This is a genomic window from Streptomyces sp. NPDC034099 (assembly GCF_055575415.1).
Genome location: NZ_JBVISR010000017.1, coordinates 16307 through 39740, shown reverse-complemented (window position 1 = coordinate 39740; position 23434 = coordinate 16307). Strand labels below are relative to the sequence as shown.

Below are 23434 nucleotides of genomic sequence, written 5' to 3'. Positions count from 1 at the left end.
CCCGGGCCCACCACCGGCACCAGCACTCCCACCACAACGCCCCTGTAGGCTCCCCGGCATGGACCACGTGATCGGCCCACTTGACCTCTCCGCGCACGTGGACGAGGCCCTGGCCGTCCAAGCCGCCGCCTTCGGCCTCGGCCCCGACGAGGTGGCCGTCCGCCGTCAGATCGTCCTGCGCCACATGACCCACCCGGGCGCCAGAGCCCTCGGCGCCACCGTCCGGGGCCGCCTCGTCGGCTTCGTCTACGGCATGCCCAACGACCGCACCCACTGGTGGTCCACCGTCGTCGAGCCCTACCTCCGCGCCCAGGGCACCGACGCCTGGCTCGACGACTCCTTCGTCATCACGGAACTCCACGTGCACCCGGCGTACCAGAACCGCGGCGCGGGCCGCGCCCTGATCACCACGATCACCGACGCCGCCACCGAGCCCCGCTCGATCCTCTCCGCGATCGACACCGAGAGCCCCGCCCGAGGCCTCTACCGCTCCCTCGGCTACCAGGACCTGGCCCGCCAGGTGCACTTCCCCAGCGCCCCCAAGCCGTACGCGGTGATGGGCGCCCCGCTGCCCCTGCACAGGCCACCGGCCGGTCGATAACCGATTTCCACCGCACCGGACCCCCCGGCTAACCTCCTAGCACCACCCTTACGCAGCAGGAGACACGAGAACCATGGCCAACGCACCGGTCCAGCGCATGTCGAAGTTGATGGCGAAGACGCTGCGCGACGACCCGGCGGACGCCGAGGTCCTCAGCCACAAGCTGCTGGTCCGCGCCGGCTATGTGCGCCGCACCGCCGCCGGCCTGTGGAGCTGGCTGCCGCTCGGCAAGAAGGTCCTCGGCAACATCGAGCGCATCGTCCGCGAGGAGATGGACGCCATCGGCGCCCAGGAGGTCCAGCTCCCCGCCCTCCTGCCGCGCGAGCCGTACGAGGCGACGGGCCGCTGGGACGAGTACGGCCCCGAACTCTTCCGCCTCCAGGACCGCAAGGGCGGCGACTACCTCCTCGGCCCCACCCACGAGGAGATCTTCACCCTCCTCGTCAAGGACCAGGCGTCGTCCTACAAGGACCTGCCGGTCATCCTCTACCAGATCCAGAACAAGTACCGCGACGAGGCCCGCCCCCGGGCCGGCATCCTGCGCGGCCGCGAGTTCCTCATGAAGGACTCCTACTCCTTCGACGTCGCCGACGAGGGCCTCGCCGAGTCCTACGCCCTGCACCGCGCCGCCTACCAGCGCATCTTCGAGCGCCTCGGCCTCGACTACCGCATCGTCGCGGCCACCGCCGGTGCCATGGGCGGCTCCAAGTCCGAGGAGTTCCTGGCCCCCGCCGAGGCCGGCGAGGACACCTTCGCGGACTGCCCGAACTGCGACTACGCCGCCAACACCGAGGCGATCACCTACAAGCTCACGCCCACGGACGCCACCGGCATCCCCGCGGCCGAGGACATCCCCACCCCCGACACCCCCACCATCGAGACCCTCGCCGCGTCCCTCGGCGTCCCGGCCTCCGCCACCCTCAAGAACCTCCTGGTGAAGGTGGACGGCGAGATCGTCGCCGTGGGCGTCCCCGGCGACCGCGAGGTCGACATGGACAAGGTCGAGGCGCACTTCGCCCCGGCCGCCGTCGAACTGGTCACCGCCGAGGACTTCGTCGGCCGCTCCGACCTGGTCCGCGGCTACGTCGGCCCGCAGGGCCTGGGTGAGAAGGTCACGTACATCGCCGACCCCCGCGTCGCGCCGGGCACCGCGTGGATCACGGGCGCCAACAAGCCCGACACGCATGCCAAGAACGTCGTGGCGGGCCGTGACTTCGAGGTCGACGCCTACGTCGACGTCGTCGTCGTCCGCGAGGGCGACCCCTGCCCCAACTGCGGCACCGGCCTCAAGCTGGACCGCGCCATCGAGATCGGCCACATCTTCCAGCTGGGCCGCAAGTACGCCGACGCCCTCAAGCTCGACGTCCTCGGCCAGAACGGCAAGCCGGCCCGCGTCACCATGGGCTCCTACGGCATCGGCGTCTCCCGCGCGGTGGCCGCCCTCGCCGAACAGCACGCCGACGACAAGGGCCTCGTCTGGTCCAAGGAGGTCGCCCCGGCCGACGTCCACGTCGTCGCCGCCGGCAAGGCCCTCCAGACCGAGCTGGCCCTGGAGGTCTCCGACAAGCTGGCCGCGGCCGGCGTCCGCGTCCTGGTGGACGACCGCGCGGGAGTGTCCCCGGGCGTGAAGTTCACCGACGCCGAACTCATCGGCGTCCCGCAGATCCTGGTGGCCGGGCGCCGCTCCGCCGAGGGCGTGGTCGAACTGAAGGACCGCCGCACGGGCGAGCGCGAGGAAGTAACGGTCGAGGAGGCCCTCACCCGCCTCACCAGCTGACGCCTTCCGGGGGGCGGGGGTGGGCACGCGAGCCCGGCGCCGACCGGGTGCCGCTGCGCCCACCCGTGCCGCCTGGGGGTACCTCTCAGGCCGTTCAGGCACTGGGGGAGGCACGACTGCCCGCGGCTAGGTAGGGCGGGAAGGGGTCGTGTCGGGGGGTGTCCGCCCGCAGCGGTTGGCGCGTCCGCGCCGGTGAGATCTGTGGCCGACCGATTCCGCGCCGTTCCGACGACGGACACCCCCCGGCGCGGCCCCGACCCACAGACAACGCACCGCGCTACGCGCACCCCCGCCAAACCCGCACAGGCGCCGCAGGCACTCTCACAACCACCCCGCGAACTCCAACAACAGCTCCGCGTCCTGCTCCCGCCCCACCCGCCGGGCCCGCACCCCCGACTCGACCGCCCGGAACAGCGTCCAGCCGCGCAGCCGCTCCTGATCGACCTCCAGCGACTCCGCCAGCCGCTTGATCCGCCGCCGAGTCGTCGACGCCCCCGACGGCTGCGCGACCAGATCCTCCACCCGGTCCCGCACCAGCCGCGCCAGATCGAACGCACTCTCCCCGACCACCGGATCGGGCCCCACCGCGAGCCACGGCATCCGGTCCCCGGCCAGCACCTTGCTCTGCCGGAACGTCCCGTGCAGCAACCGCCGCTCCGGCGGCTCGGCCAGCAGCTCCGTGCGCACCGCGAGCGCCGCGTCGACCAGCGGCGCCACCTCGGCGTCCGCCGCCGCGCCCGCCCGCATCGCCTCGGCCTGCCGCCCGGTCCGCTCGGCCACGGTCTCGAAGGGATGGGAGTCCGGCGGCTCCACCCACAGCCGCCGCAGCGTCCCCGCGGCCTCCAGCAACGCCTTCGCCTCCGGCAGCGACCGCACCGACACATCCGGTTGCAGCCGCTCCAGCAGCAGCACCCCCTCCTCGGCACGTTCCTCGCGCACCTGCACGGCACCCAGCCCGCCCCAGTGCACGAGCGCGGCCCGCTCACTCTCCGGACGCGCCCGGCGCGGCGCGAGCTTCAGCACCGCCGGGGCCCCCTCGGCCGTCCGCACCAGGACGACCAGGCTGCTGCGCCCACCGGGCACCTGCACCCGCTCGACCGCCAACTCGCGCTGCGCCACGGCCCGCTCCGCCACTTCGGGCAGCTTCGCCAACCAGTCGTCACCGTCCGGTGCCGTCTCGCCGAGCGCCCTGACCAGACGCCGCGGCGGTTCGAATGCCATGCGCGAGCCGTTCCCTTCCCGTACGGAATGCCGTACGCGTTACGCAGTCGGTGATGCCGTCGCGGCCCGCTCGGCGAGCCCAGGGAAGGCTACGCTCCCGGCCCGCCAGCGCACCGCACGGACCGCCGCCTCACGCAGCGCCGAGGCCGCCGAGGCCCGCCCCTCGCCCTCGGCCGCCCGCACCAGGTCGGAGTACACCCCGGCCACCCGGTCCTCCAGCTCGGCCGCGAGCCGCACCGCCGCCGCGGAGTCCGGCACCGAGAAGGGCAGCGCGTACCCCGCCGCCGCGGCCACCGGTTCCCCGCCCAGGCCCCGCACCTCGCGCGCCAGCGCGTCCCGTCGCGTCCGGTGCGCGTCGTACGCCGTCCGCGCCTCGGCACGCCGCTCCTCGACGACCCGCCCGCCGACGACCCCGTAGCCGTACACCGCCGCGTGCTCCGCCGCCAGCGCCGCCTGGAGGGCGTCCAGCCGCCCGTCCTCCGCCTTGCCCACCCGTCAGCCCTCCGTCAGCAGAAACACGTGCGCCGCCCCGGCCGCCGCGACGGAGGCCAGCAGCCGCGCCAACTCACCCGGCACATCGAGCAGCGCCCGGGCCCGCCGGTCGGCGAGCTTCCGTTCGGCACCGACGAGCAGCGCCAGGGCGCCCTTCTCGTCCGCGGGCACGGCACCGGAGTCGTCCGCCGGCCCGGCGGCCCGAGCGGAGACCGAAGGCGACGCGGCCGACGCCGTCCCCGACGCGGACGCCGACGGCGAGCCCGACCGCACACCACCGAACGCCTCCGCGTGCCGCACGACCTCCTCCCGCAGCGGCCCCAGCCGCTCCGCCAGCCCGGGATGGGCCGTGATCACCTCCGCGTACCGCGCGGCGAGTTCCTCGCTGTCCCGGGCCGCACGCGCGCGTGCCCGCTCGGCGGCCGACGGGTCGGCCCCCGGGTCGCCGGAGCCGGGCCCCCCGGTACAGCCGACGAGCAGGGCGGCCCCGGCGGCCGACGCGAGCAGGCTCCTTCTGCGCGGCCCCCGGAGCGGGCGCGGCGATGGGGAAAGCGACACGGCAGACGTCCTCGACAGGCTCGTACGGGAAACGACGACAAAAGCGACGACAAACGACGGCAGAAACGACGGCAAAACGGACGGCACAGCGGACGGCACAACGACGATCAACGCGACGGAGCCCCGCGATACCCCGCGATCCCGCCTGCCCGTGATCACGGTACCCGTGCCCCGCCCGGCCACCACTCATCGGCACCGCCGGACCCGGGTGGACGGCAACACCCCCCGCGACCGGATACCCTTTGACCAGACACGCGCACCGTCCCACAACAGCACACGCGGCCGAGGAGTCACCCGGATGAGCACCACCCAGAGCGAGAGGCTGCGAGAGCTGCTGGAGCCGCTCGTCGCCTCCCAGGGACTGGACCTCGAAGAGATCGCGGTGGACTCGGTCGGCCGCAGGCGTGTGCTGAGCGTGGTCGTCGACTCCGACACCGGAGCGGACCTGGACCGGATCGCCGATGTGAGCCGCGCGCTCTCGGCGAAGCTCGACGAGACCGACGCGATGGGCGAGGGGGAGTACACCCTCGAGGTCGGCACCCCCGGTGCGGAGCGCGCCCTCACCCAGCACCGCCACTACGTGCGCGCCACGGACCGCCTGGTCCGGTTCCAGCTGCACGAGGGCGGCGAACTGGTCGCCCGCATCCTCGCCGTGGACGAGGACGGACTCGACCTCGAAGTACCGGGAGTGAAGGGCCGCAAGCCCACCACCCGCAGACTGCCCTTCGGAGACATCGACAAGGCACGCGTCCAGGTCGAGTTCAACCGCAAGGACGCCAAGGACGCGAAAGACATCGACGCCAAGAGCGACAACAAGACGGAAGAGGAGGAGGCGTAGCCGTGGACATCGACATGAGCGCCCTGCGGGGCTTGGTACGGGAGAAGGAGATCTCCTTCGACCTGCTGGTCGAGGCGATCGAGTCGGCCCTCCTCATCGCCTACCACCGCACCGAGGGAAGCCGCCGGCACGCGCGCGTGGAGCTCGACCGGAACACCGGCCATGTGACCGTGTGGGCGAAGGAGGACCCGGACGACCTCGAGGAGGGCCAGGCGGCCCGCGAGTTCGACGACACCCCGTCCGACTTCGGCCGCATCGCCGCCACCACCGCCAAGCAGGTCATCCTGCAGCGGCTGCGCGACGCCGAGGACGACGCGACGCTCGGCGAGTACGCCGGCCGTGAGGGCGACATCGTCACCGGCGTGGTCCAGCAGGGCCGCGACCCGAAGAACGTGCTGGTGGACATCGGCAAGCTGGAGGCCATCCTGCCGGTGCAGGAGCAGGTGCCCGGCGAGACCTATCCGCACGGCACGCGCCTGCGCTCGTACGTCGTCCGGGTGGCCAAGGGCGTACGGGGGCCCTCCGTGACGCTCTCCCGCACCCACCCCAACCTGGTGAAGAAGCTGTTCGCTCTCGAAGTGCCGGAGATCGCCGACGGGTCCGTCGAGATCTCCGCGATCGCCCGCGAGGCCGGCCACCGCACCAAGATCGCCGTACGCTCCACCCGCTCGGGACTGAACGCCAAGGGCGCCTGCATCGGCCCCATGGGCGGCCGGGTGCGCAACGTCATGGGCGAGCTGAACGGTGAGAAGATCGACATCGTCGACTGGTCGGACGACCCGGCCGAGATGGTGGCGAACGCGCTCTCCCCGGCCCGTGTCTCCAAGGTGGAGGTCGTGGACCTGGCGGCCCGTTCCGCGCGCGTGATCGTGCCCGACTACCAGCTGTCGCTGGCCATCGGCAAGGAAGGCCAGAACGCCCGGCTCGCGGCCCGGCTGACCGGCTGGCGGATCGACATCCGCCCGGACACCGAGCAGCCCTCCGACGCGTCGTCGGACCAGCCGTCCGACGACCGCGGGGAATAGATCCAAGCCGCACGGCGCTGAGATCACGACAGCTTTGCGTGCGGCACGTGTTCGATTCTTGCCCCGAAGGGGTGAGGTCGGTCCGGGGAGGTAGACTTAGAAGTGTCTGGCCGGACACGTACCCGAGCATGCCCCGAGCGCACCTGCGTGGGGTGCCGGGAGCGAGCGGTCAAGAACGAGCTGCTGCGCACCGTGGCGATCGAGGGTCATTGCGCCCCCGATCCACGCGGTACGCTGCCCGGCCGGGGTGCGTACGTACACCCCGTACCGGTCTGTGTCGACCAGGCGGTGCGCCGCAAGGCGTTCCCGCGGGCGCTCCGCGTCCCGGGTCCGCTCGACGTAAAGGCGTTGCGCCACTACGTCGAGCAGGCAGAAGGTTGCGACAAGGTTGCTGAAAGCAGCATGTGAGCAACGTGGTAAGGAAGACATGCCGCGCGGAACCCCGCGCGGCTTGGTACCTCGCGAGTCGAAAGCAGGTCGAGATTGCGATGAGCACTCGATGAGTACGCGATGAGTACGCCCATGAACTAGCGACGGTCCGGACGCAACCCGGACCTCAGAGGAGCGAAGTGGCTAAGGTCCGGGTCTACGAACTCGCCAAGGAGTTCGGTGTCGAGAGCAAGGTCGTCATGGCCAAGCTCCAGGAACTCGGTGAATTCGTCCGTTCGGCGTCTTCGACGATCGAAGCGCCCGTCGTACGCAAACTGACAGACGCATTCCAGCAGGGCGGCGGCAACGGCCGTCCCGCCGGCCGCCCCGCGGCCCCCAAGAAGGCTGCCCCCAGGCCGTCGGCGCCGTCCCCGGCGCAGGCCGGCCCCTCCCGCGCCGTTCCGGCGGCGGGGGACCGTCCGGCTGCCCCGCGGCCGCCGGCCGCACCCAAGCCCGCGGCTGCCGAGCAGCCCGCGGCTCCGTCGGCCCCCGCGCCGGCTCCGTCCCAGGGTCCGCGCCCGACGCCGGGCCCCAAGCCCGCGCCGCGTCCGGCCCCGGCCGCGCCGGAGTTCACCGCTCCGCCGGAGGCTCCGGCCGCTCCGTCCACTCCGGCCCCGGCTTCGTCCGGTCCGAAGCCCGGCGGTGCGCGTCCCGGTGCCCCCAAGCCCGGCGGCGCCCGTCCCTCCGGTCCGGGTCAGGACCGCGGTCAGCAGGGCGGCCAGGGCCGTCCCGGCGGCCAGCGTCCCGGTGCCCCGGCACAGCGTCCCGGCGGCCGCCCCGGCGGTCCGCGTCCGGGCAACAACCCCTTCACCTCCGGCGGCAACGCCGGAATGGCGCGCCCGCAGGCGCCCCGTCCGCAGGGCGGCCCGCGCCCGGGCGGTCCCGGTGCTCCCGGCGCCGGTCCCCGTCCGCAGGGTCCCGGCGGCCAGGGCGGCGGCCCCCGTCCCCAGGCTCCGGGCGGCAACCGTCCGAGCCCGGGCTCGATGCCGCGTCCGCAGGGCGGCGCAGCCGGTCCCCGTCCCGGCGGCGGCCCGCGTCCGAACCCCGGCATGATGCCGCAGCGTCCCGCTGCCGGCCCGCGTCCCGGCCCCGGTGGCGGCGGTCGCGGTCCCGGCGGTGCCGGTCGTCCCGGCGGCGGCGGTCGTCCCGGTGGCGGCGGCGGCTTCGCCGGTCGTCCCGGCGGCGGTGGCGGCGGCGGTCGTCCCGGTGGTGGCGGCGGCTTCGCCGGTCGTCCCGGTGGTGGCGGCGGCTTCGGTGGCGGCGGTGGCCGTCCCGGCTTCGGCGGTCGTCCCGGTGGTCCCGGTGGCCGTGGTGGCACGCAGGGCGCCTTCGGCCGTCCCGGCGGTCCCGCGCGTCGCGGTCGCAAGTCGAAGCGGCAGAGGCGCCAGGAGTACGAGGCCATGCAGGCCCCGTCGGTCGGCGGCGTGATGCTGCCTCGCGGCAACGGCGAGACCATTCGCCTGTCGCGCGGTGCGTCGCTCACCGACTTCGCGGAGAAGATCAACGCCAACCCGGCGTCGCTCGTCGCGGTCATGATGAACCTCGGCGAGATGGTCACGGCCACGCAGTCCGTCTCCGACGAGACGCTCCAGCTCCTCGCCGGCGAGATGAACTACACGGTTCAGATCGTCAGCCCGGAGGAGGAGGACCGCGAGCTGCTCGAGTCCTTCGACCTGGAGTTCGGCGAGGACGAGGGCTCCGAGGAGGACCTGGTCGTCCGTCCGCCGGTCGTGACCGTCATGGGTCACGTCGACCACGGTAAGACCCGTCTGCTCGACGCCATCCGCAAGACGAACGTCATCGCGGGCGAGGCCGGCGGCATCACCCAGCACATCGGTGCCTACCAGGTCGCGACCGAGGTCAACGACGAAGAGCGCAAGATCACCTTCATCGACACCCCGGGTCACGAGGCGTTCACCGCCATGCGTGCCCGTGGTGCCCGGTCGACCGACATCGCGATCCTGGTCGTCGCGGCCAACGACGGCGTCATGCCGCAGACGGTCGAGGCGCTCAACCACGCCAAGGCGGCCGAGGTCCCGATCGTCGTCGCGGTCAACAAGATCGACGTCGAGGGTGCCGACCCGACCAAGGTGCGCGGTCAGCTGACCGAGTACGGCCTGGTGGCCGAGGAGTACGGCGGCGACACCATGTTCGTCGACATCTCCGCCAAGCAGGGTCTGCACATCGACTCCCTGCTGGAGGCCGTGGTCCTCACCGCGGACGCCTCGCTCGACCTGCGGGCCAACCCGGTCCAGGACGCGCAGGGCATCTCGATCGAGTCCCGTCTCGACCGCGGCCGCGGTGCCGTGGCGACGGTCCTCGTGCAGCGAGGCACCCTGCGGGTCGGCGACACGATGGTGGTGGGCGACGCCTACGGCCGCGTCCGCGCCATGCTCGACGACAACGGCAACAACGTCGCCGAGGCGGGTCCGTCCACGCCGGTCCAGGTGCTGGGTCTGACCAACGTCCCGGGCGCCGGTGACAACTTCATCGTGGTCGAGGAGGACCGTACGGCCCGCCAGATCGCGGAGAAGCGCGCCGCCCGCGAGCGCAACGCCGCGTTCGCCAAGCGCACGCGCCGCGTGTCCCTCGAGGACCTGGACAAGGTGCTGAAGGCCGGCGAGGTCCAGCAGCTCAACCTGATCATCAAGGGCGACGCGTCCGGATCGGTCGAGGCGCTGGAATCCTCCCTGCTCCAGCTGGACGTCGGCGAAGAGGTCGACATCCGCGTCCTGCACCGCGGCGTCGGTGCGGTCACGGAGTCCGACATCGACCTGGCGATGGGTTCCGACGCCATCGTGATCGGCTTCAACGTGCGCGCCGCCGGGCGTGCCGCGCAGATGGCCGAGCGCGAGGGTGTGGACGTCCGGTACTACTCGGTCATCTACCAGGCGATCGAGGAGATCGAGGCGGCCCTCAAGGGCATGCTCAAGCCGGAGTACGAAGAGGTCGAGCTGGGCACGGCGGAGATCCGCGAGGTCTTCCGCTCCTCCAAGCTGGGCAACATCGCGGGTGTTCTCATCCGCTCCGGCGAGGTCAAGCGCAACACCAAGGCGCGCCTCCTGCGCGATGGCAAGGTCATCGCGGAGAACCTCAACATCGAGGGTCTGCGTCGCTTCAAGGACGACGTCACCGAGATCCGCGAAGGCTTCGAGGGCGGTATCAACCTCGGAAACTTCAACGACATCAAGGTCGACGACGTCATCGCGACGTACGAGATGCGCGAGAAGCCGCGGGTGTAAGTACCGCGACTTCCGGGAGTGACCGGTCCGGGGCCGGTCGGCGGAGCACAATATCCGTCGATCGGCCCCGGCCGTTCGTTGTACGGTTCTGGTGATCCCGCCCGTTCGCGGCGGGGCCACCGATCCCGGACCGGCGGGTGAACCGGCTGCACATGTATGTGGGGACGCTGTCCTTCGACCTCCTCCTCGGCGACGTACATTCGCTGAAGGAGAAGCGCTCCGTCATCCGCCCGATCGTCGCCGAGCTCCAACGGAAGTACGCGGTGAGCGCGGCGGAGGTGGAGCACATGAACCTCCACCGCCGGGCGGTCGTCGGCCTGGCCATGGTGTCCGGCGACGCGGGCCACCTCAGCGACGTGCTCGACCGGTGCGAACGGCTGGTGGCCGGCCGACCCGAGGTGGAACTGCTGTCCGTCAGGCGGCGCTTCCACGGCGACGACGACTGACCAGATCGGGCAGAAGACCAGATCAGGCAAGAGAAGAAAGAACGGGAGACGGACCAGTGGCCGACAACGCGCGGGCGAAAAGGCTGGCGGACCTCATCCGAGAGGTGGTGGCCCAGAAGCTGCAGCGCGGGATCAAGGACCCGCGGCTCGGCTCGCACGTCACCATCACGGACACCCGGGTCACGGGTGACCTGCGGGAGGCGACCGTCTTCTACACGGTCTACGGGGACGACGAGGAGCGCAAGGCCGCCTCGGCGGGCCTGGAGAGCGCCAAGGGCATCCTGCGCTCCGAGGTCGGCAAGGCGGCGGGCGTGAAGTTCACGCCGACCCTGACCTTCGTCATGGACGCCCTGCCGGACACCGCCCGCAACATCGAGGACCTCCTCGACAAGGCGCGGCAGTCCGACGAGAAGGTGCGCGAGGCGTCCGCGGGCGCCGCGTACGCGGGCGAGGCGGACCCGTACCGCAAGCCGGACGAGGACGAGACCGAGGCCGACGAGACGGACGACACCGCTAAATGACCGACAAGCACACCACGCCCGACGGCCTTGTCATCGTCGACAAGCCGTCGGGCTTCACTTCGCACGACGTCGTCGCCAAGATGCGGGGCATCGCCCGCACCCGGCGCGTCGGGCACGCCGGCACGCTCGACCCGATGGCGACGGGCGTCCTGGTCCTCGGTGTGGAGCGGGCGACCAAGCTCCTCGGCCACCTCGCCCTCACCGAGAAGGAGTACCTGGGCACCATCAGGCTCGGGCAGACGACGCTGACCGACGACGCCGAGGGCGAGATCACGGGGTCGCAGGACGCCTCGAAGGTCACCCGGGAGGCGATCGACGCCGGCATCGCCGAGCTGAGCGGCGACATCATGCAGGTGCCGTCCAAGGTCAGCGCCATCAAGATCAAGGGCGTGCGCTCCTACAAGCGGGCGCGCGAGGGTGAGGACTTCGAGATCCCCGCCCGCCCCGTCACCGTCTCCTCCTTCGCGGTGTACGACGTCCGGGACGCCGTCGCCGACGACGGCACCCCGGTGCTCGACCTGGTGGTCTCGGTGACCTGCTCCTCCGGGACCTACATCCGGGCCCTGGCCCGCGACCTGGGCGCCGGTCTCGGCGTCGGCGGTCACCTCACGGCACTGCGGCGCACCCGCGTCGGGCCGTACAGGCTGGACGGCGCCCGGACCCTGGACCAGCTCCAGCAGGAGCTGACCGTCATGCCCGTCGCGGACGCGGCCGGTGCCGCCTTCCCCCGCTGGGACGTGGACGTGAAGCGGGCCCGGCTGCTCACCAACGGCGTGCGGCTGGAGATGCCCGAGGAGTACACGGGCGCCGGTGCCGTCGCCGTCTTCGATCCCGAGGGGCGCCTCCTGGCCCTCGTCGAAGAGCACAAGGGCAAGGCGAAGAGCCTGGCCGTCTTCGGCTGAGCCGACGCACCGTCGGCTCCGCCCGTGGAGCGGCGATCACGGGGACTGCCACTGTCGCCGCTCCACGGTCCCCCCTCGGTTCCCCCACCTCCTAGGGTGTATCCAACCCACCCCTTCTGTTCACCCGTCCGGGCAGGCGCTCGGAGTGAACCGGGGGAGTGGAAGGGGGCGCGTTCGCCAGGGGATCTGTCCCGCTGATCATCTCGCGCCTACCGTCGAGCACACGGCACGGGTGTACGGCGGGGAGGTTCGACGATGGCGTCGCGGAACCGGTCCCGGGAGGCGACGGGCGGCAGGGCGGGGGAGCGGTCCGGGGACGGCTCCCGAGAAGCGCGAGGCGGACCCCCGGCTCTCCGGGAGGCCGATCCGGCGCGGCGCGCGTCCGACGCCGCCCTGATCCGCTTCCACGACCTCGCCGGCCGCCCCCGCGGCACGGGATTCGTCGCCGACCACCACGGCACGGTGCTCACCAGCCACGAAGCGGTCGACGGCCTGCCCCGGCTGGTCCTGAGCACCGCCGGGGACCGCCGGCGCGTCGTGGCCGCCGCCGACGTGACCCCGCTGCCCGCCCTCGGCCTGGCCCTGGTGCGCACCGAGGGGCTCGGCGTCGACCCGCTGCCCCTCACCGCGCGGGACCGCGTCGAGGCCGGGACCTACGTCCGGATCGCGGCCGGCGGCTGGCGCGAGGCCCGGGTCCTGGGCGCCACCGACGTCACCTACACGGCCACCGACCGCTTCCACCACCTCGGCGACGCCCTCGAACTGGCCGTCGGCACCTGTGGGCGGGACGCCCTGCGGCTGGGCGGCGGCGCGGCCGGCGGCCCCGTGCTCGACGTGGCGACCGGCGCCGTCCTCGGCGTCCTCGGCACCGCCCTCAGCTCCGGACACAGCGACGTCGGCTTCGCCGTGCCGCTGCGCCGCGCGACCGCGGGCCCGCTCGCCGAGCTCCTCGCCGAGAACGCGGCGACGGTCCCGGCGTACGGCGCCGACCTCAACCTGGCAGGGGTGCTGGCCCTCACGGCGACGTCGGTCACGGAGGGGGACCCCACTGCCGGACCAGGCGGCGGGACCGGCGCGGCGGAACCGGTCGAACGGGCGGCGGTGGCACGAGAGTTCGCCGCCTTCACCGCCGGCCGCGCCCGCGTGCTCGGCCTGGTCGGCGCGCCGGGCAGCGGCCGGACGACCGAGCTGGCGGCCCTCGCCGCCCGTCGTGCCACGGGTCCGGACGCGGCGCCCACGCTCTGGCTGCGCGGGGCCGACCTGCGCGACGACGACATGTCGCTGGCGGACGCGGCTCGCCGGACGCTGACCCGGGCCGCCCGCATCGTCGCGGCCTCGGACCGTCCCGGCACCGGCGACCTCGGCGACATCGCCCCTGAGCGCCTCGCCCACCTGGCCCGCGCCGCCGGACGGCCCCTCCTGGTCCTCCTCGACGGCCCCGAGGAGATGCCGCCCGTCCTGGCGCACCGCCTCCCCGAGTGGACCGAGGGCACGGCCGGCTGGCTGCGGGAGACGGAGGCACGGCTCGTGGTGGCCTGCCGCGCGGAGTACTGGGAGCACGCGGGGGCGGAGTTCCCGAGGGAGCTGCTGTACGGGCCGGACGCAGGGGGGCCGTCGTCGGGTTCGACGGGTGCGGGTGCCGGGGCGGTTGTGGTGCGGGCGTCGGCGCGGGTGGCGCGGGTCCCGTCGGCCCGGGGGGCCACTGCCCCGGGATCGTGGCCCGGACCGGGCGGTGTGGTGCCTGCGTCCGGGGCGGCGCTCGCCCTGCCGGGGCCGGGATCGGGTGCGGCCGGTGGCGTGTCCTGGTCCGGGACCGGCCTGCCGGAGCCGCGGCCGGGGGCGGCCGAAGGAGCGCCGACGCCCTGGGCGACCGGCGGGGCGTCCGGCGCGGCACCGCGGCCGCGTCGCACCGACGGCGCCGTGGGACCGCACCCGGTGTCCGGGGCGGCCGCCGCAGGACCCTCGGGCGGGACGGACGCCGCCGGACCCGGACCGGCGTCGGCCGAGCCGGTGTCCGCGGGCTCCCGGGGGAGCGGGCTCGCCGGGCTCCCGCCCTGTGTCCGCCTGGGTGACCTGAGCGACGAGGAGGCCCGCGAGGCCCGCGCACGCCACGGCGTACCCGAAGGCGTCCTGGCGGACCCGGACGCCCGTCACCCCCTCACCCTCCGCCTGCTCTCGGAGGTCCTCGCCGCCCTCGACGGACCCCCGGCCCCCGTACCCGTCACCCGGGACGAGGTCTTCGCCGCCCACCTGGACCTGATGTGCCTGCGCGTCGCCACCCGCCTGGCCGGGGAGAACGGCCTGCACGGCACCGCCGTGCGCCGACTCGCGGCGAAGGTCTCCGGGCAGGTCCACGAGGCGGCCCGGCGCAGCCTCGGGCCCGGGCAGGGCGGACTGGACCGGGGGGCCTTCGAAGCGCTGTTCCCGTGGGGACCGTCCCCGGCCCGGCTGGGCGGCGGCACCGGCTGGGCACCGGCCGTGCTCGCCGAGGGCCTCTTAGTACCCGCGGGCAGCGGCTACCGCTTCGCGCACGAGGAGCTCGCCGACTGGATCCAGGGCATCCACCTCGACCTGGCGGAGGCCCTGCGCGCCCTCGTCCACCGTCGCCACACCCCGCACGGCACCCACACCCTCCCCGTCCCGCACCACCGCATCGGCTCCGTCGTCGAGGCGGTCCTGCTCCTCGCCCGTCAGCACGGCGTCCCCCAACTGGCCCTGACCCTCGAAGAGCTGGTGCACGCCCTGGACCGCGACCCGCACTCCTGGTGGGCCGCCCGGCTGCTCGCCGAGGTGCTGACCCGGGTGCCCGACGCGACGCCGTACACGGAGGTGCTGCGGCTGCTCGCCGACGGCATCGCGGAGCGGGGCGGCGAAGGGCAGTCGGCGCCCCGGGTGTTCGGGCCCGGTTTCTGGACGGCCCTGCGGGTGCCGGAGACCACCCGCCTGGACCTGCTGCGCCGCCTCGTCCTCGCCGACGGACCGCCGCACGAGCCCGGCCCCCGCCACCTCGACACCGCGGCCGGGCTGCTCGTCGCCGACCCCGTGGCCGTACAGCCGCTCCTCGTCCGCTGGTTCGACGACGAACGGCCGCTGCCCGCCACCCCGCACGCCACCGTGGCGACGGCCGCGCAGGCGCTGCTGCACACCCATCGCCACCGCGGCCTGGACGGCCTCACCGAGGTACTCGTCGACAGCGCGCACCGACGCGCCGACGAACTGCTCGCCGTCCTGGCCGAGGAGGAGCCGTCGGCGCTCTGCCGCGCGGTGGAGCGGTGGGCGCGCGACGAGCGCCCCGCGCGGCAGACCGCGGCGGTCACCCACGGCCTGCGCACGGCCCCGCACGCACGCACCGGCGCCGACCGCACCCTGCTGCGCCACGCCGCCCTGGTCCTGCTCGCGGGACCCTCCGACAGCCCGCTGCGCGGCGGCGCTCTCGCCCTGCTCGTCCAGGACCCCGACTGCCGCGACCGCCACCTCCCGAGGGCCCTCGACCACTTCACCGCCGGCGACCCGTACCTCCCGCCCAGCGCGGTGGCCGCCGCCCTGCCGACCCACCCCGGTCCCGTCCTCGAAGCGTTCCGGGCCCGTCTGCTCGGCCCGGACGCCGGTGAGGCGCTGCGCAGGCTCGCCGACGCCACCACGCCCGCGCTGGCCGACCGGGTGGCCGACCTCCTCGGGCGGACGGTGGCCGAGCGCCCCGAGACCGCCGGGCACCTGGCCGCGTACGTCGACCGGCGCCTCGACCGGGACCCCGCACCCCGTGCCGTACTCCTGCCCCTGGTCACCCGCCTCCTGGACGATGGTCCCGAGCCGGTGCGGGCGGCGCTCGCCGGAGTCCTGGCCGCCGACGGGGCGACGGCCGGCGCCCCGCTCCGCCGCGAACTGCGCGAGCGCCTGTTCGCCCACGAGCACGAGCCCGCCGTCCTGGACGCGCTGCTGCACGCGGCAGCCCGGTGCGACGGGGAGGAGTTGCGCACCCTCGTCCAGCGCACCGGGCTGCTCCTGGTCCGCACCCCCGAGGGCGCCACCCGCTTCGACCGCGGCCTCGTCGACCTCGCCCGCCACCTCCCGGGCTTCGCCCCCCGGCTGACCGGCTGGCTCAGCGAGGCGCCCCAGGACTGGGCCGCCCTGGTGGGCCCCAGCACCCGCCGCACGATCGAGCACCTGGCGGGCGCCCGCGTTCCCGCCTGACCCCGGCCTCCGGTCACAGCGCCGATGCGGGACCGATGCCGATGCCGATGCGGGTTGGAGCCGGACGGCATGGCACCCTTAGACCTGCGTAAGGGTCACCACGGAACCATGGAAACCACGGAAGCACCGAGGAGCGGACACAGTGCAACGCTGGCGTGGCTTGGAGGACATCCCCGAGGACTGGGGACGCAGCGTCGTCACCATCGGCTCCTACGACGGCGTTCACCGCGGGCACCAGCTGATCATCAGGCACGCCGTGGACCGCGCCCGCGAGCTGGGCGTTCCGGCCGTCGTCGTCACCTTCGACCCGCACCCCAGCGAGGTCGTCCGCCCCGGCAGCCACCCGCCGCTGCTCGCCCCGCACCACCGCCGGGCCGAACTGATGGCGGACCTGGGCGTGGACGCGGTGCTGATCCTCCCCTTCACCAAGGAGTTCTCGAAGCTCTCCGCGGCCGACTTCGTGGTCAAGGTCCTGGTCGACCGGCTGCGTGCCAAGGCGGTCGTCGAGGGCCCCAACTTCCGCTTCGGCCACAAGGCCGCCGGGAACGTGGACTTCCTCACCGAGCAGGGCAAGGTCTACGACTTCGAGGTCGAGATCGTCGACCTGTACGTCACCGGCGAGGCGGGCGGCGGCGAGCCGTTCTCCTCCACCCTGACCCGCCGCCTGGTGGCCGAGGGCGACGTGTCGGGCGCCGCGGAGATCCTGGGCCGTCCGCACCGCGTGGAGGGCGTGGTCGTACGGGGCGCCCAGCGCGGCCGTGAGATGGGCTTCCCGACGGCCAACGTCGAGACGCTCCCGCACACCGCGATCCCGGCCGACGGCGTCTACGCCGGCTGGCTGCACGCCCAGGGCGAGGCGATGCCGGCCGCGATCTCCGTCGGCACCAACCCGCAGTTCGAGGGCACCGAGCGCACGGTCGAGGCGTACGCCATCGACCGGGTGGGCCTGGAGCTGTACGGCCTGCACGTCGCCGTGGACTTCGTGGCCTTCGTCCGCGGGCAGGCGAAGTTCGAGACGCTGGACGCGCTCCTCGAGCAGATGGCCGAGGACGTGGACCGGTGCCGCGAGATCACCGCGGCGGACGCCCCCAGGCCCTGACGGCCGACGACGCCCGTCCCGGGCCCGTGCCCTCCTCCGGTCAGCCCGGCCGTCCGGCCGCGGACTGCTCGGCCCGCGCCCAGTGGCAGGCGACCTGGGACTCGTCGCCGCCGCGCAGGATCTCCAGCCCCCGGCTCCGGCAGGCGTCCGCGACACCGGCCCGTTCGGCCTCGCCGCCCGCCAGGACCGGACAGCGGACGTGGAAGCGGCAGCCGTCGGGGATGTACGACGGGTCCGGCGGCTCCCCGGTGAGCACCACCGGCGTGCCGGGCGCCTCGGGCAGCACGGACAGCAGGGCCTGGGTGTAGGGGTGCCGGGGTGCCGTCAGCACCTGCTCCACCGGGCCGGTCTCGACGATCCGGCCCAGGTACATCACCGCGACCCGGTCGGCGATGTTCCAGGCCAGGCCCAGGTCGTGGGTGACCACCAGCGCGGACAGGCCCAGCTCGGTGCGCAGCCGCAGCAGCAGCGCGAGGATCTCGCCGCGCACCGACGCGTCGAGGGAGGCCACCGGTTCGTCGGCGACGAGCAGCTCGGGTCGCAGGACCAGCGCGCCCGCGATGACGACCCGCTGGCGCTGGCCCCCGGACAGCTCGTGCGGGTAGCGCAGGAAGAACCGCTCCGGCGGGCGCAGCCCGGCACGCGACAGTGCCTCGGCGACCGCCGTCCGCTCGTCCCCGGCGTGGCCGTGGATGCGCAGGCCCTCGGCGACGATGTCGTACACCGTGTGCCGCGGGTTCAGCGAACCGCTCGGATCCTGCAGGACGAGCTGGGCCCGCCTGCGGTACGCCTTGAGGGCCCGGGCGGAGTACGTGAGGGGCGCGCCGTCGAAGGTGACGCGCCCCCCGGTGGGCCTCACCAGGCCGAGCAGCGAACGGGCCAGGGTCGTCTTGCCGCAGCCCGACTCACCGACCAGCGCGACGATCTCACCCCGCCGGATGTCGAGGTCGACCCCGTCCACGGCCCGCGCGTCGGCCGCCCCGCGCCTGCCGGGAAACGTGACCTGCAGCCCCTGGACACTCAGCAACGGGGGCGTGTCACGCGGGGAGTCACCGGGGGCGCCGGTGGGGGTGCCGCTGGACGCGGTGCTGGTCATGGCGCACTGCTCCTCACTCCGTCGTCCTTCTCCGCAGCGGCCCCGCCCGCTGTTCCCGTGTCGTCCGGGCCCACGTGCACGCAGGCCGCACGGCGTCGCGCGCCCGCTTCCCGCAGCGGCGGGTCCTGGGTGGCACAGAGGTCCAGTGCGACCGGGCAGCGGGGATGGAACGCGCAGCCGGACGGCACCGCCGCCGGGTCGGGCGGGTCGCCCGGCAGCCCGCGGGGTGCGAACCGTGAGGCCGGGTCCCCGATCGTGGGGAACGCCGCCGACAGCGCCCGGCCGTAGGGATGCCGGGCGTCCTCGTACACCTGCCGGGCCGGGCCCTCCTCGACCACCCGGCCCGCGTACATCACCGCGAGCCGGTCGCAGGTGTCGGCCAGCACCGCGAGGTCGTGGCTGATCATGATCAGGCCCACGTCCTGCTCGCCCACCAGGCCCTCGATCAGCCGCAGGATCTGCGCCTGGATCATCACGTCGAGCGCCGTGGTCGGCTCGTCGGCGACGATCAGCCGCGGGTCGCAGGCGAGCGCCATCGCGATCATCACCCGCTGTCGCTGCCCGCCGGACAGCTCGTGCGGGTAGGCGTTCGCCCGGGCGGCCGGCAGACCGACCTGCTCCAGCAGCTCCCCGGCCCGCTTGCGGGCCCCGGCCGCAGTGGCCCTGCGGTGCAGCACGATCGGCTCGGCGATCTGGTCACCGACGCGGTGGACGGCGTTCAGGGAGTGCATCGCGCCCTGGAAGACGATCGACGCGCCGGCCCAGCGGACCGCCCGTACCCGGCCCCACTTCATCGTGAGCACGTCCTCGCCGTCCAGCAGCACCTCCCCGCCGACCCGGGCACCGGGCGGCAGCAGCCGCAGCAGCGCCAGGGCCAGGGTGGACTTGCCGCAGCCGGACTCGCCCGCGACGCCGAGCTTCTCGCCCGCCTCCAGGGTCAGGTCGACCCCGCGCACGGCGGCCGCACCGCCGGGATACGTCACCTTCAGGTCCCTCACCTCGAGCAGACTCAACGGGACACCCCCAGCCTGGGATTGAGTACGGCCTCCACCGCACGCCCGCACAGCGTGAACGCCAGCGCCACGACCGCGATCCCGATGCCCGGCGGCACCAGGTACCACCAGTCGCCGGAACTCACCGACCCCGCCTCCCGCGCGTCCTGCAGCAGCCCGCCCCAGGACACGACAGCCGGGTCTCCGAGACCGAGGAAGGCCAGCGTCGCCTCGGCCAGGATCGCGGAGGAGATGATCAGCGTCGTCTGCGCCAGGATCAGCGGCATCACGTTGGGCAGCACGTGCCGGGACATGATGTGCCAGTGCCCGCCCCCGAGCGCCTTGGCACGCTCGATGTACGGCCGCGACTCCACCGCCAGCGTCTGCGCCCGCACCAGCCGCGCCGTGGTGGGCCAGGTGGTCACGCCGATCGCGAGCACGATCGTGCCGAGCGACCGGGACAGCACCGTCGCCAGCACGATCGCCAGCACCAGCGTCGGCATCACCAGGAACCAGTCCGTGATCCGCATCATCACCGTGGCGTACCAGCCTCGGAAGTGCCCGGCCGTGATCCCGATGAGCGCGCCGATGAGCACCGACAGCACCGCCGCGAGCAGCCCGACCAGGAGCGAGACGCGCGAGCCCCAGATCAGCAGGCCCAGCAGGCTCCGCCCGAACTGGTCGGTGCCCAGCGGGAACCGGCCGCTGGGGCTCTCCAGCGGCTGCCCGGGCGCGTCGGTCACGCTGTCCACGTCCGATCCGACGGTCAGCGGCGCGGTCAGTGCCACGAGCACGAACAGCACCAGCGCCGCCAGCCCGAACACCCCCGCGCGGTGCTTGCGGTACTCCCTCCAGAAGCGGGCGACGGAGGCACGGCGCCGCCGCCGGGCGAGCGCGCGCGGACCTGGCCCGCCGGACTTCACCGGCGGCGGCCCGGACGCGGATTCGGTGGTCTCGGCGGTCATCGGCCCACCCTCGGATCGAGCATCGGATACAACAGGTCGGCCAGGGTGTTCATCAGGATCACCGCGGCGGCGAACACGAAGAACAGCCCCTGCACCAGCGGGAGATCGGGCACGCTGAGTGCCTGGTAGAACAGTCCGCCCAGCCCCGGCCAGGAGAAGACCGTCTCGACGAGGATGACGCCGGCCACGGTCCGCCCCAGATTGACGAAGACCAGCGTCACCGTCGGCAGCAGCGCGTTGGGCACGGCGTGCCGACGCCGTACGAGGTCGTCCCTGAGCCCCTTGGCCCGCGCGGTCGTCAGATAGTCGCCGCCCATCTCGTCCAGCAGCGCCGACCGGGTGACCAGCAGCGTCTGCCCGTACTCCACCGCGACCAGCGTCACCACCGGCAGCACGAGATGGTGCACCACGTCGAGCACGTGGGCGAAGCCCTCCTCGCGGCCCGACTCCATGCCCCCGGTCGGGAACATCCCCGGGATCGGGTCCACGCCCACCGACAGCACGATGATGAGCAGCAGTCCCAGCCAGAAGGACGGGATGGAGTACAGCGTCAGCGCCAGACCGGTGTTGAGCCGGTCGCCGAGACCCCCGTGCCGCCACGCCGAGCGGGTGCCGAGGAAGGCACCCAGCGCGGTGTAGAGCACGAAGGCCGTGCCGGTGAGCAGCAGGGTGTTCGGCAGCGCCTCGGTGATCTTGTCGACGACGGGCGCGTGGAACTGGTACGACGTGCCCAGGTCCCCGGTCAGCGCCTTGAGGCAGTAGTCCGTGAACTGCTCCCACATCGGCAGGTCGAGCCCGAACTCCTCCTTGTACACCGCGAGCTGCTCGGCCGAGACCGGGCGGCCGCCGGTCATGAACTTCACCGGATCGCCGGGGATCAGCCGGAAGAGGAAGAAGCTCGTGACGAGGACGGCGAACAGGGAGACCACCGCGCCCGCCAGCTTCCCCGCCACGTACCGCGGATACCCGCTGCGGGCGCGCCCCCGCGGCGCCTCGGACGGACGCTTGCCGATCGCGGAGACGCTCGCGGAGCCGGTCGCGCTACTCACGGTCGTCGGCCGACGCCCGGCGGCGGACGGCGAAGAGCACCCCGAGACCCACGAGGACGACGACGCCCGCGGCGATCCCGATCACGGTGCCGGTCGACGACGAACCCCCGGAGGAGTCGCCGGAGTCGGCGGGCACGGCCGACCACCAGCTCCAGTAGCCGTCCTGCCCGTAGATGTTGCCCGCGGCGGACGGCATCGTGGTGATCGACTTGATCTGGTCCGTGCGGTAGGCCTCGACCGCGTTCGGGTAGGCCATGACGTTCATGTACCCGGTGTCGTACAGCCGGGACTGCATCTGCTTGATGATCTCCGCCCGCTTGCCGGCGTCGTACTCGCCCAACTGCCGTGCGTACAGCTCGTCGTACTTCTTGTCGCAGATGAAGTTGTCGGTGGCCCCGGTGTCCTTCGGCGTCGCCGGGAGCGCCGCGCAGGTGTGGATGGAGAGCACGAAGTCCGGGTCGGGGTTGACGGACCAGCCGTCGAAGGCGAGGTCGTACTTGCCGGCCAGCCACGGGTCGGTCACGTTGTCCAGGCAGTCGAGGGTGACCGAGATGCCCAGCTTGCCCCACCACTCCTGGAGGTACTTGCCGACCGCCTTGTCGTTCGGGTCGGTGGCGTGGCACAGGATGCGGTAGTCCAGCGGCTTGCCGTCCTTGCCGACGCGCCTGCCGTCGGCGTTGGTCCGGTAGCCCGCCTCGTCGAGCGACCGCGTGGCCTTCTCGGGGTCGTAGGCCAGCTCCTGCCCGCCCGACGGCTCGAAGAAGTACGAGGAGAAGCGCGGCGGGATGTAGCCCGCCCCCTCGACCGCGTGGCCCTGGAACACCTTGTCGACGATCGCCTTGCGGTCCACCGCCATGAACAGCGCGTTGCGCACCCGCTGGTCCAGCAGCGAGGGGTCGCCGTCGCCGAACTTCGTCCCGTCCTTCGCCCGTGCGCCCGGGTTGGTGGCGAGCGCGTAGAAGCGGCGGCCGGGGGCGTCGTTGACCCGGATGTTCTCCTCGCCCTTGAGCGAGTCGGCCTGGGCCGGGGTGAGCGACGGCGACCCGGCGACGAACGACACCTCGCCCTTGCGCAGGGCGGCGACGGCGGCGTCCTGGTCCTTGTAGTACCGGAAGACCAGCTCGTCGAACTTCGGGGCGCCGCGCCAGAAGTCCTTGTTGGCCTTCAGCCGCACATAGCTGTCCGGCTTGTAGTCGGTGAGCACGAACGGACCGTTGCCGACGACCGGGAAGTCCTTGTCGTTGTTGAACTTCGAGAAGTCGTCGACCTTCTCCCAGACGTGCTTGGGCACGATCGGCACGTCCAGCGCGGTCATCGTGGCCTGCGGCTTCTTCAGCCGGATCACCAGCTGGGTCGGGCTGGGCGCGGTGACCTTCTCGAAGTTGCCGACGAAGCTGCCGTTGGCGGTGGCGGCGCCCGGGTCGGTCATCATCGTGTTGAACGTCCACGCCGCGTCCTCGGCGGTGGCCTGCTCGCCGTCCGACCACTTGGAGTCGGAGCGGATCGTGTACGTCCAGGTGAGCTTGTCCGGCGAGGACTTCCACTCGGTGGCGAGCCCCGGTATGACGTGGTTGTCCTTGGCGTCGTAGTTGGTCAGGTACTCGTACGTCAGCCGGTGGATGCTCGTGCTGAGCAGCCGCACCGCCAGGAACGGGCTGAGCGAGTCGACGCTCTGCGCCACGGCGACGGTGAGCACCTTGTCGCCGCCGTCGCTCCCGTCACCGTCCTTCGCCGCGGCCGAGGGGGCGATCGCCCCCGACGCGAGGAGCAGGGCGCCGGCGCCTGCTGCCGCGAGGAGGCGGGTTCTCCACGGCCGGTGGGCGGTACGGCCGCTGCCGTGCTGATCGTGTGTGTTCATGACTACCTGACCTCGCGTCATCGCACGCGCAGACGCCGGGCGTCCTCGCGTGGGGCGGGCTTGAACAGTGGTGAACGCGGAATGAAGTGTGTGTCTACCAGCGGCAGTCTGCGCGCGTCAACGGTATGTCAA

19 protein-coding genes are annotated in these 23434 nt (G+C 73.2%); 11 read left to right on the top strand and 8 right to left on the bottom strand.

Annotated elements, in window-relative coordinates:
- The first annotated feature begins 58 nt into the window (after positions 1–58).
- Together ACZ56V_RS34440 and ACZ56V_RS34435 are read left to right on the top strand one after the other, a co-directional pair.
- Complete coding sequence (locus ACZ56V_RS34440; RefSeq protein ID WP_398914941.1) at positions 59–601, top strand: GNAT family N-acetyltransferase; 543 nt, start codon at positions 59–61, stop codon at positions 599–601.
- Positions 602–674: 73 nt separating this feature from the next.
- Positions 675–2378, top strand: a complete 1704-nt coding sequence (locus ACZ56V_RS34435; protein ID WP_467384932.1) for a proline--tRNA ligase — start codon at positions 675–677, stop codon at positions 2376–2378.
- A gap of 321 nt (positions 2379–2699) precedes the next feature.
- Here ACZ56V_RS34435 and ACZ56V_RS34430 read toward each other — a convergent pair whose 3' ends face one another.
- The 3 genes from ACZ56V_RS34430 to ACZ56V_RS34420 are packed head-to-tail and all read right to left on the bottom strand — an operon-like array spanning position 2700 to position 4649.
- Complete coding sequence (locus tag ACZ56V_RS34430; protein WP_468947528.1) at positions 2700–3599, bottom strand: aminoglycoside phosphotransferase family protein; 900 nt, start codon at positions 3597–3599, stop codon at positions 2700–2702.
- Positions 3600–3638: 39 nt separating this feature from the next.
- Positions 3639–4091 (bottom strand): ferritin-like domain-containing protein, encoded by a 453-nt coding sequence (locus ACZ56V_RS34425; protein ID WP_398914947.1) that lies wholly within the window; start codon positions 4089–4091, stop codon positions 3639–3641.
- A gap of 3 nt (positions 4092–4094) precedes the next feature.
- The gene (locus ACZ56V_RS34420; protein WP_468947527.1) at positions 4095–4649 is read right to left on the bottom strand and encodes a hypothetical protein; all 555 of its coding nucleotides are present in this window, start codon (positions 4647–4649) and stop codon (positions 4095–4097) included.
- A 298-nt stretch (positions 4650–4947) separates the two neighbouring features.
- Between ACZ56V_RS34420 and rimP the strand changes: the two genes are divergently transcribed.
- The 9 genes from rimP (at position 4948) to ACZ56V_RS34375 (ending at position 17342) form a co-directional block, all read left to right on the top strand.
- Positions 4948–5487 carry a ribosome maturation factor RimP gene (gene rimP, locus ACZ56V_RS34415; RefSeq protein WP_468947525.1) on the top strand — a complete coding sequence of 180 codons (540 nt, stop codon included), beginning with the start codon at positions 4948–4950 and terminating at the stop codon, positions 5485–5487.
- A gap of 2 nt (positions 5488–5489) precedes the next feature.
- On the top strand, positions 5490–6512 hold the full coding sequence (gene nusA / locus ACZ56V_RS34410) for a transcription termination factor NusA (protein WP_398914952.1): 1023 nt from the start codon (positions 5490–5492) through the stop codon (positions 6510–6512).
- 102 nt (positions 6513–6614) lie between these two features.
- A complete protein-coding gene (locus ACZ56V_RS34405; RefSeq protein ID WP_467384924.1) occupies positions 6615–6920 on the top strand; it encodes a YlxR family protein in 306 nt (101 codons plus the stop codon).
- A gap of 161 nt (positions 6921–7081) precedes the next feature.
- Positions 7082–10183, top strand: a complete 3102-nt coding sequence (infB, locus tag ACZ56V_RS34400; protein WP_398914956.1) for a translation initiation factor IF-2 — start codon at positions 7082–7084, stop codon at positions 10181–10183.
- 152 nt (positions 10184–10335) lie between these two features.
- A complete protein-coding gene (locus ACZ56V_RS34395; protein WP_104636674.1) occupies positions 10336–10629 on the top strand; it encodes a DUF503 domain-containing protein in 294 nt (97 codons plus the stop codon).
- A 56-nt stretch (positions 10630–10685) separates the two neighbouring features.
- On the top strand, positions 10686–11150 hold the full coding sequence (gene rbfA / locus ACZ56V_RS34390) for a 30S ribosome-binding factor RbfA (protein ID WP_104636672.1): 465 nt from the start codon (positions 10686–10688) through the stop codon (positions 11148–11150).
- Entirely contained in the window at positions 11147–12052 is a 906-nt protein-coding gene (gene truB, locus ACZ56V_RS34385; RefSeq protein WP_356371532.1) for a tRNA pseudouridine(55) synthase TruB, read from the top strand. Before rbfA ends, truB begins: the two co-directional genes overlap by 4 nt.
- Before the next feature lie 255 nt (positions 12053–12307).
- A complete protein-coding gene (locus tag ACZ56V_RS34380) occupies positions 12308–16243 on the top strand; it encodes a trypsin-like peptidase domain-containing protein (protein ID WP_468947522.1) in 3936 nt (1311 codons plus the stop codon).
- 142 nt (positions 16244–16385) lie between these two features.
- Entirely contained in the window at positions 16386–17342 is a 957-nt protein-coding gene (locus ACZ56V_RS34375) for a bifunctional riboflavin kinase/FAD synthetase (RefSeq protein ID WP_398914961.1), read from the top strand.
- A gap of 40 nt (positions 17343–17382) precedes the next feature.
- Here the strand turns inward: ACZ56V_RS34375 and ACZ56V_RS34370 are convergent, their stop codons facing one another.
- From ACZ56V_RS34370 to ACZ56V_RS34350, 5 genes are read right to left on the bottom strand one after another with little or no spacing between them, the layout of a single operon-like run.
- The gene (locus ACZ56V_RS34370; RefSeq protein WP_468947520.1) at positions 17383–18438 is read right to left on the bottom strand and encodes an ABC transporter ATP-binding protein; all 1056 of its coding nucleotides are present in this window, start codon (positions 18436–18438) and stop codon (positions 17383–17385) included.
- Positions 18435–19451: an ABC transporter ATP-binding protein gene (locus ACZ56V_RS34365; protein ID WP_468947519.1), complete on the bottom strand. Its 1017-nt coding sequence runs from the start codon at positions 19449–19451 to the stop codon at positions 18435–18437. Before ACZ56V_RS34365 ends, ACZ56V_RS34370 begins: the two co-directional genes overlap by 4 nt.
- Entirely contained in the window at positions 19448–20395 is a 948-nt protein-coding gene (locus ACZ56V_RS34360) for an ABC transporter permease (RefSeq protein WP_398914967.1), read from the bottom strand. The genes ACZ56V_RS34365 and ACZ56V_RS34360 overlap by 4 nt, the downstream gene beginning before the upstream one ends.
- A complete protein-coding gene (locus ACZ56V_RS34355) occupies positions 20392–21444 on the bottom strand; it encodes an ABC transporter permease (RefSeq protein ID WP_398914969.1) in 1053 nt (350 codons plus the stop codon). The genes ACZ56V_RS34360 and ACZ56V_RS34355 overlap by 4 nt, the downstream gene beginning before the upstream one ends.
- On the bottom strand, positions 21437–23302 hold the full coding sequence (locus tag ACZ56V_RS34350; RefSeq protein WP_468947517.1) for an ABC transporter substrate-binding protein: 1866 nt from the start codon (positions 23300–23302) through the stop codon (positions 21437–21439). The genes ACZ56V_RS34355 and ACZ56V_RS34350 overlap by 8 nt, the downstream gene beginning before the upstream one ends.
- Positions 23303–23434 lie beyond the last annotated feature (132 nt).

What these genes read in the sequence shown, in the direction of transcription:
- ACZ56V_RS34440 (WP_398914941.1), top strand. Translation starts at nt 59, where the DNA reads ATGGACCACGTGATCGGCCCACTTGACCTCTCCGCGCACGTGGACGAG.
- ACZ56V_RS34435 (WP_467384932.1), top strand. Translation starts at nt 675, where the DNA reads ATGGCCAACGCACCGGTCCAGCGCATGTCGAAGTTGATGGCGAAGACG.
- ACZ56V_RS34430 (WP_468947528.1), bottom strand. Translation starts at nt 3,599, where the DNA reads ATGGCATTCGAACCGCCGCGGCGTCTGGTCAGGGCGCTCGGCGAGACG.
- rimP (WP_468947525.1), top strand. Translation starts at nt 4,948, where the DNA reads ATGAGCACCACCCAGAGCGAGAGGCTGCGAGAGCTGCTGGAGCCGCTC.
- ACZ56V_RS34395 (WP_104636674.1), top strand. Translation starts at nt 10,336, where the DNA reads ATGTATGTGGGGACGCTGTCCTTCGACCTCCTCCTCGGCGACGTACAT.
- truB (WP_356371532.1), top strand. Translation starts at nt 11,147, where the DNA reads ATGACCGACAAGCACACCACGCCCGACGGCCTTGTCATCGTCGACAAG.
- ACZ56V_RS34380 (WP_468947522.1), top strand. Translation starts at nt 12,308, where the DNA reads ATGGCGTCGCGGAACCGGTCCCGGGAGGCGACGGGCGGCAGGGCGGGG.
- ACZ56V_RS34370 (WP_468947520.1), bottom strand. Translation starts at nt 18,438, where the DNA reads ATGACCAGCACCGCGTCCAGCGGCACCCCCACCGGCGCCCCCGGTGAC.
- ACZ56V_RS34360 (WP_398914967.1), bottom strand. Translation starts at nt 20,395, where the DNA reads ATGACCGCCGAGACCACCGAATCCGCGTCCGGGCCGCCGCCGGTGAAG.
- ACZ56V_RS34350 (WP_468947517.1), bottom strand. Translation starts at nt 23,302, where the DNA reads ATGAACACACACGATCAGCACGGCAGCGGCCGTACCGCCCACCGGCCG.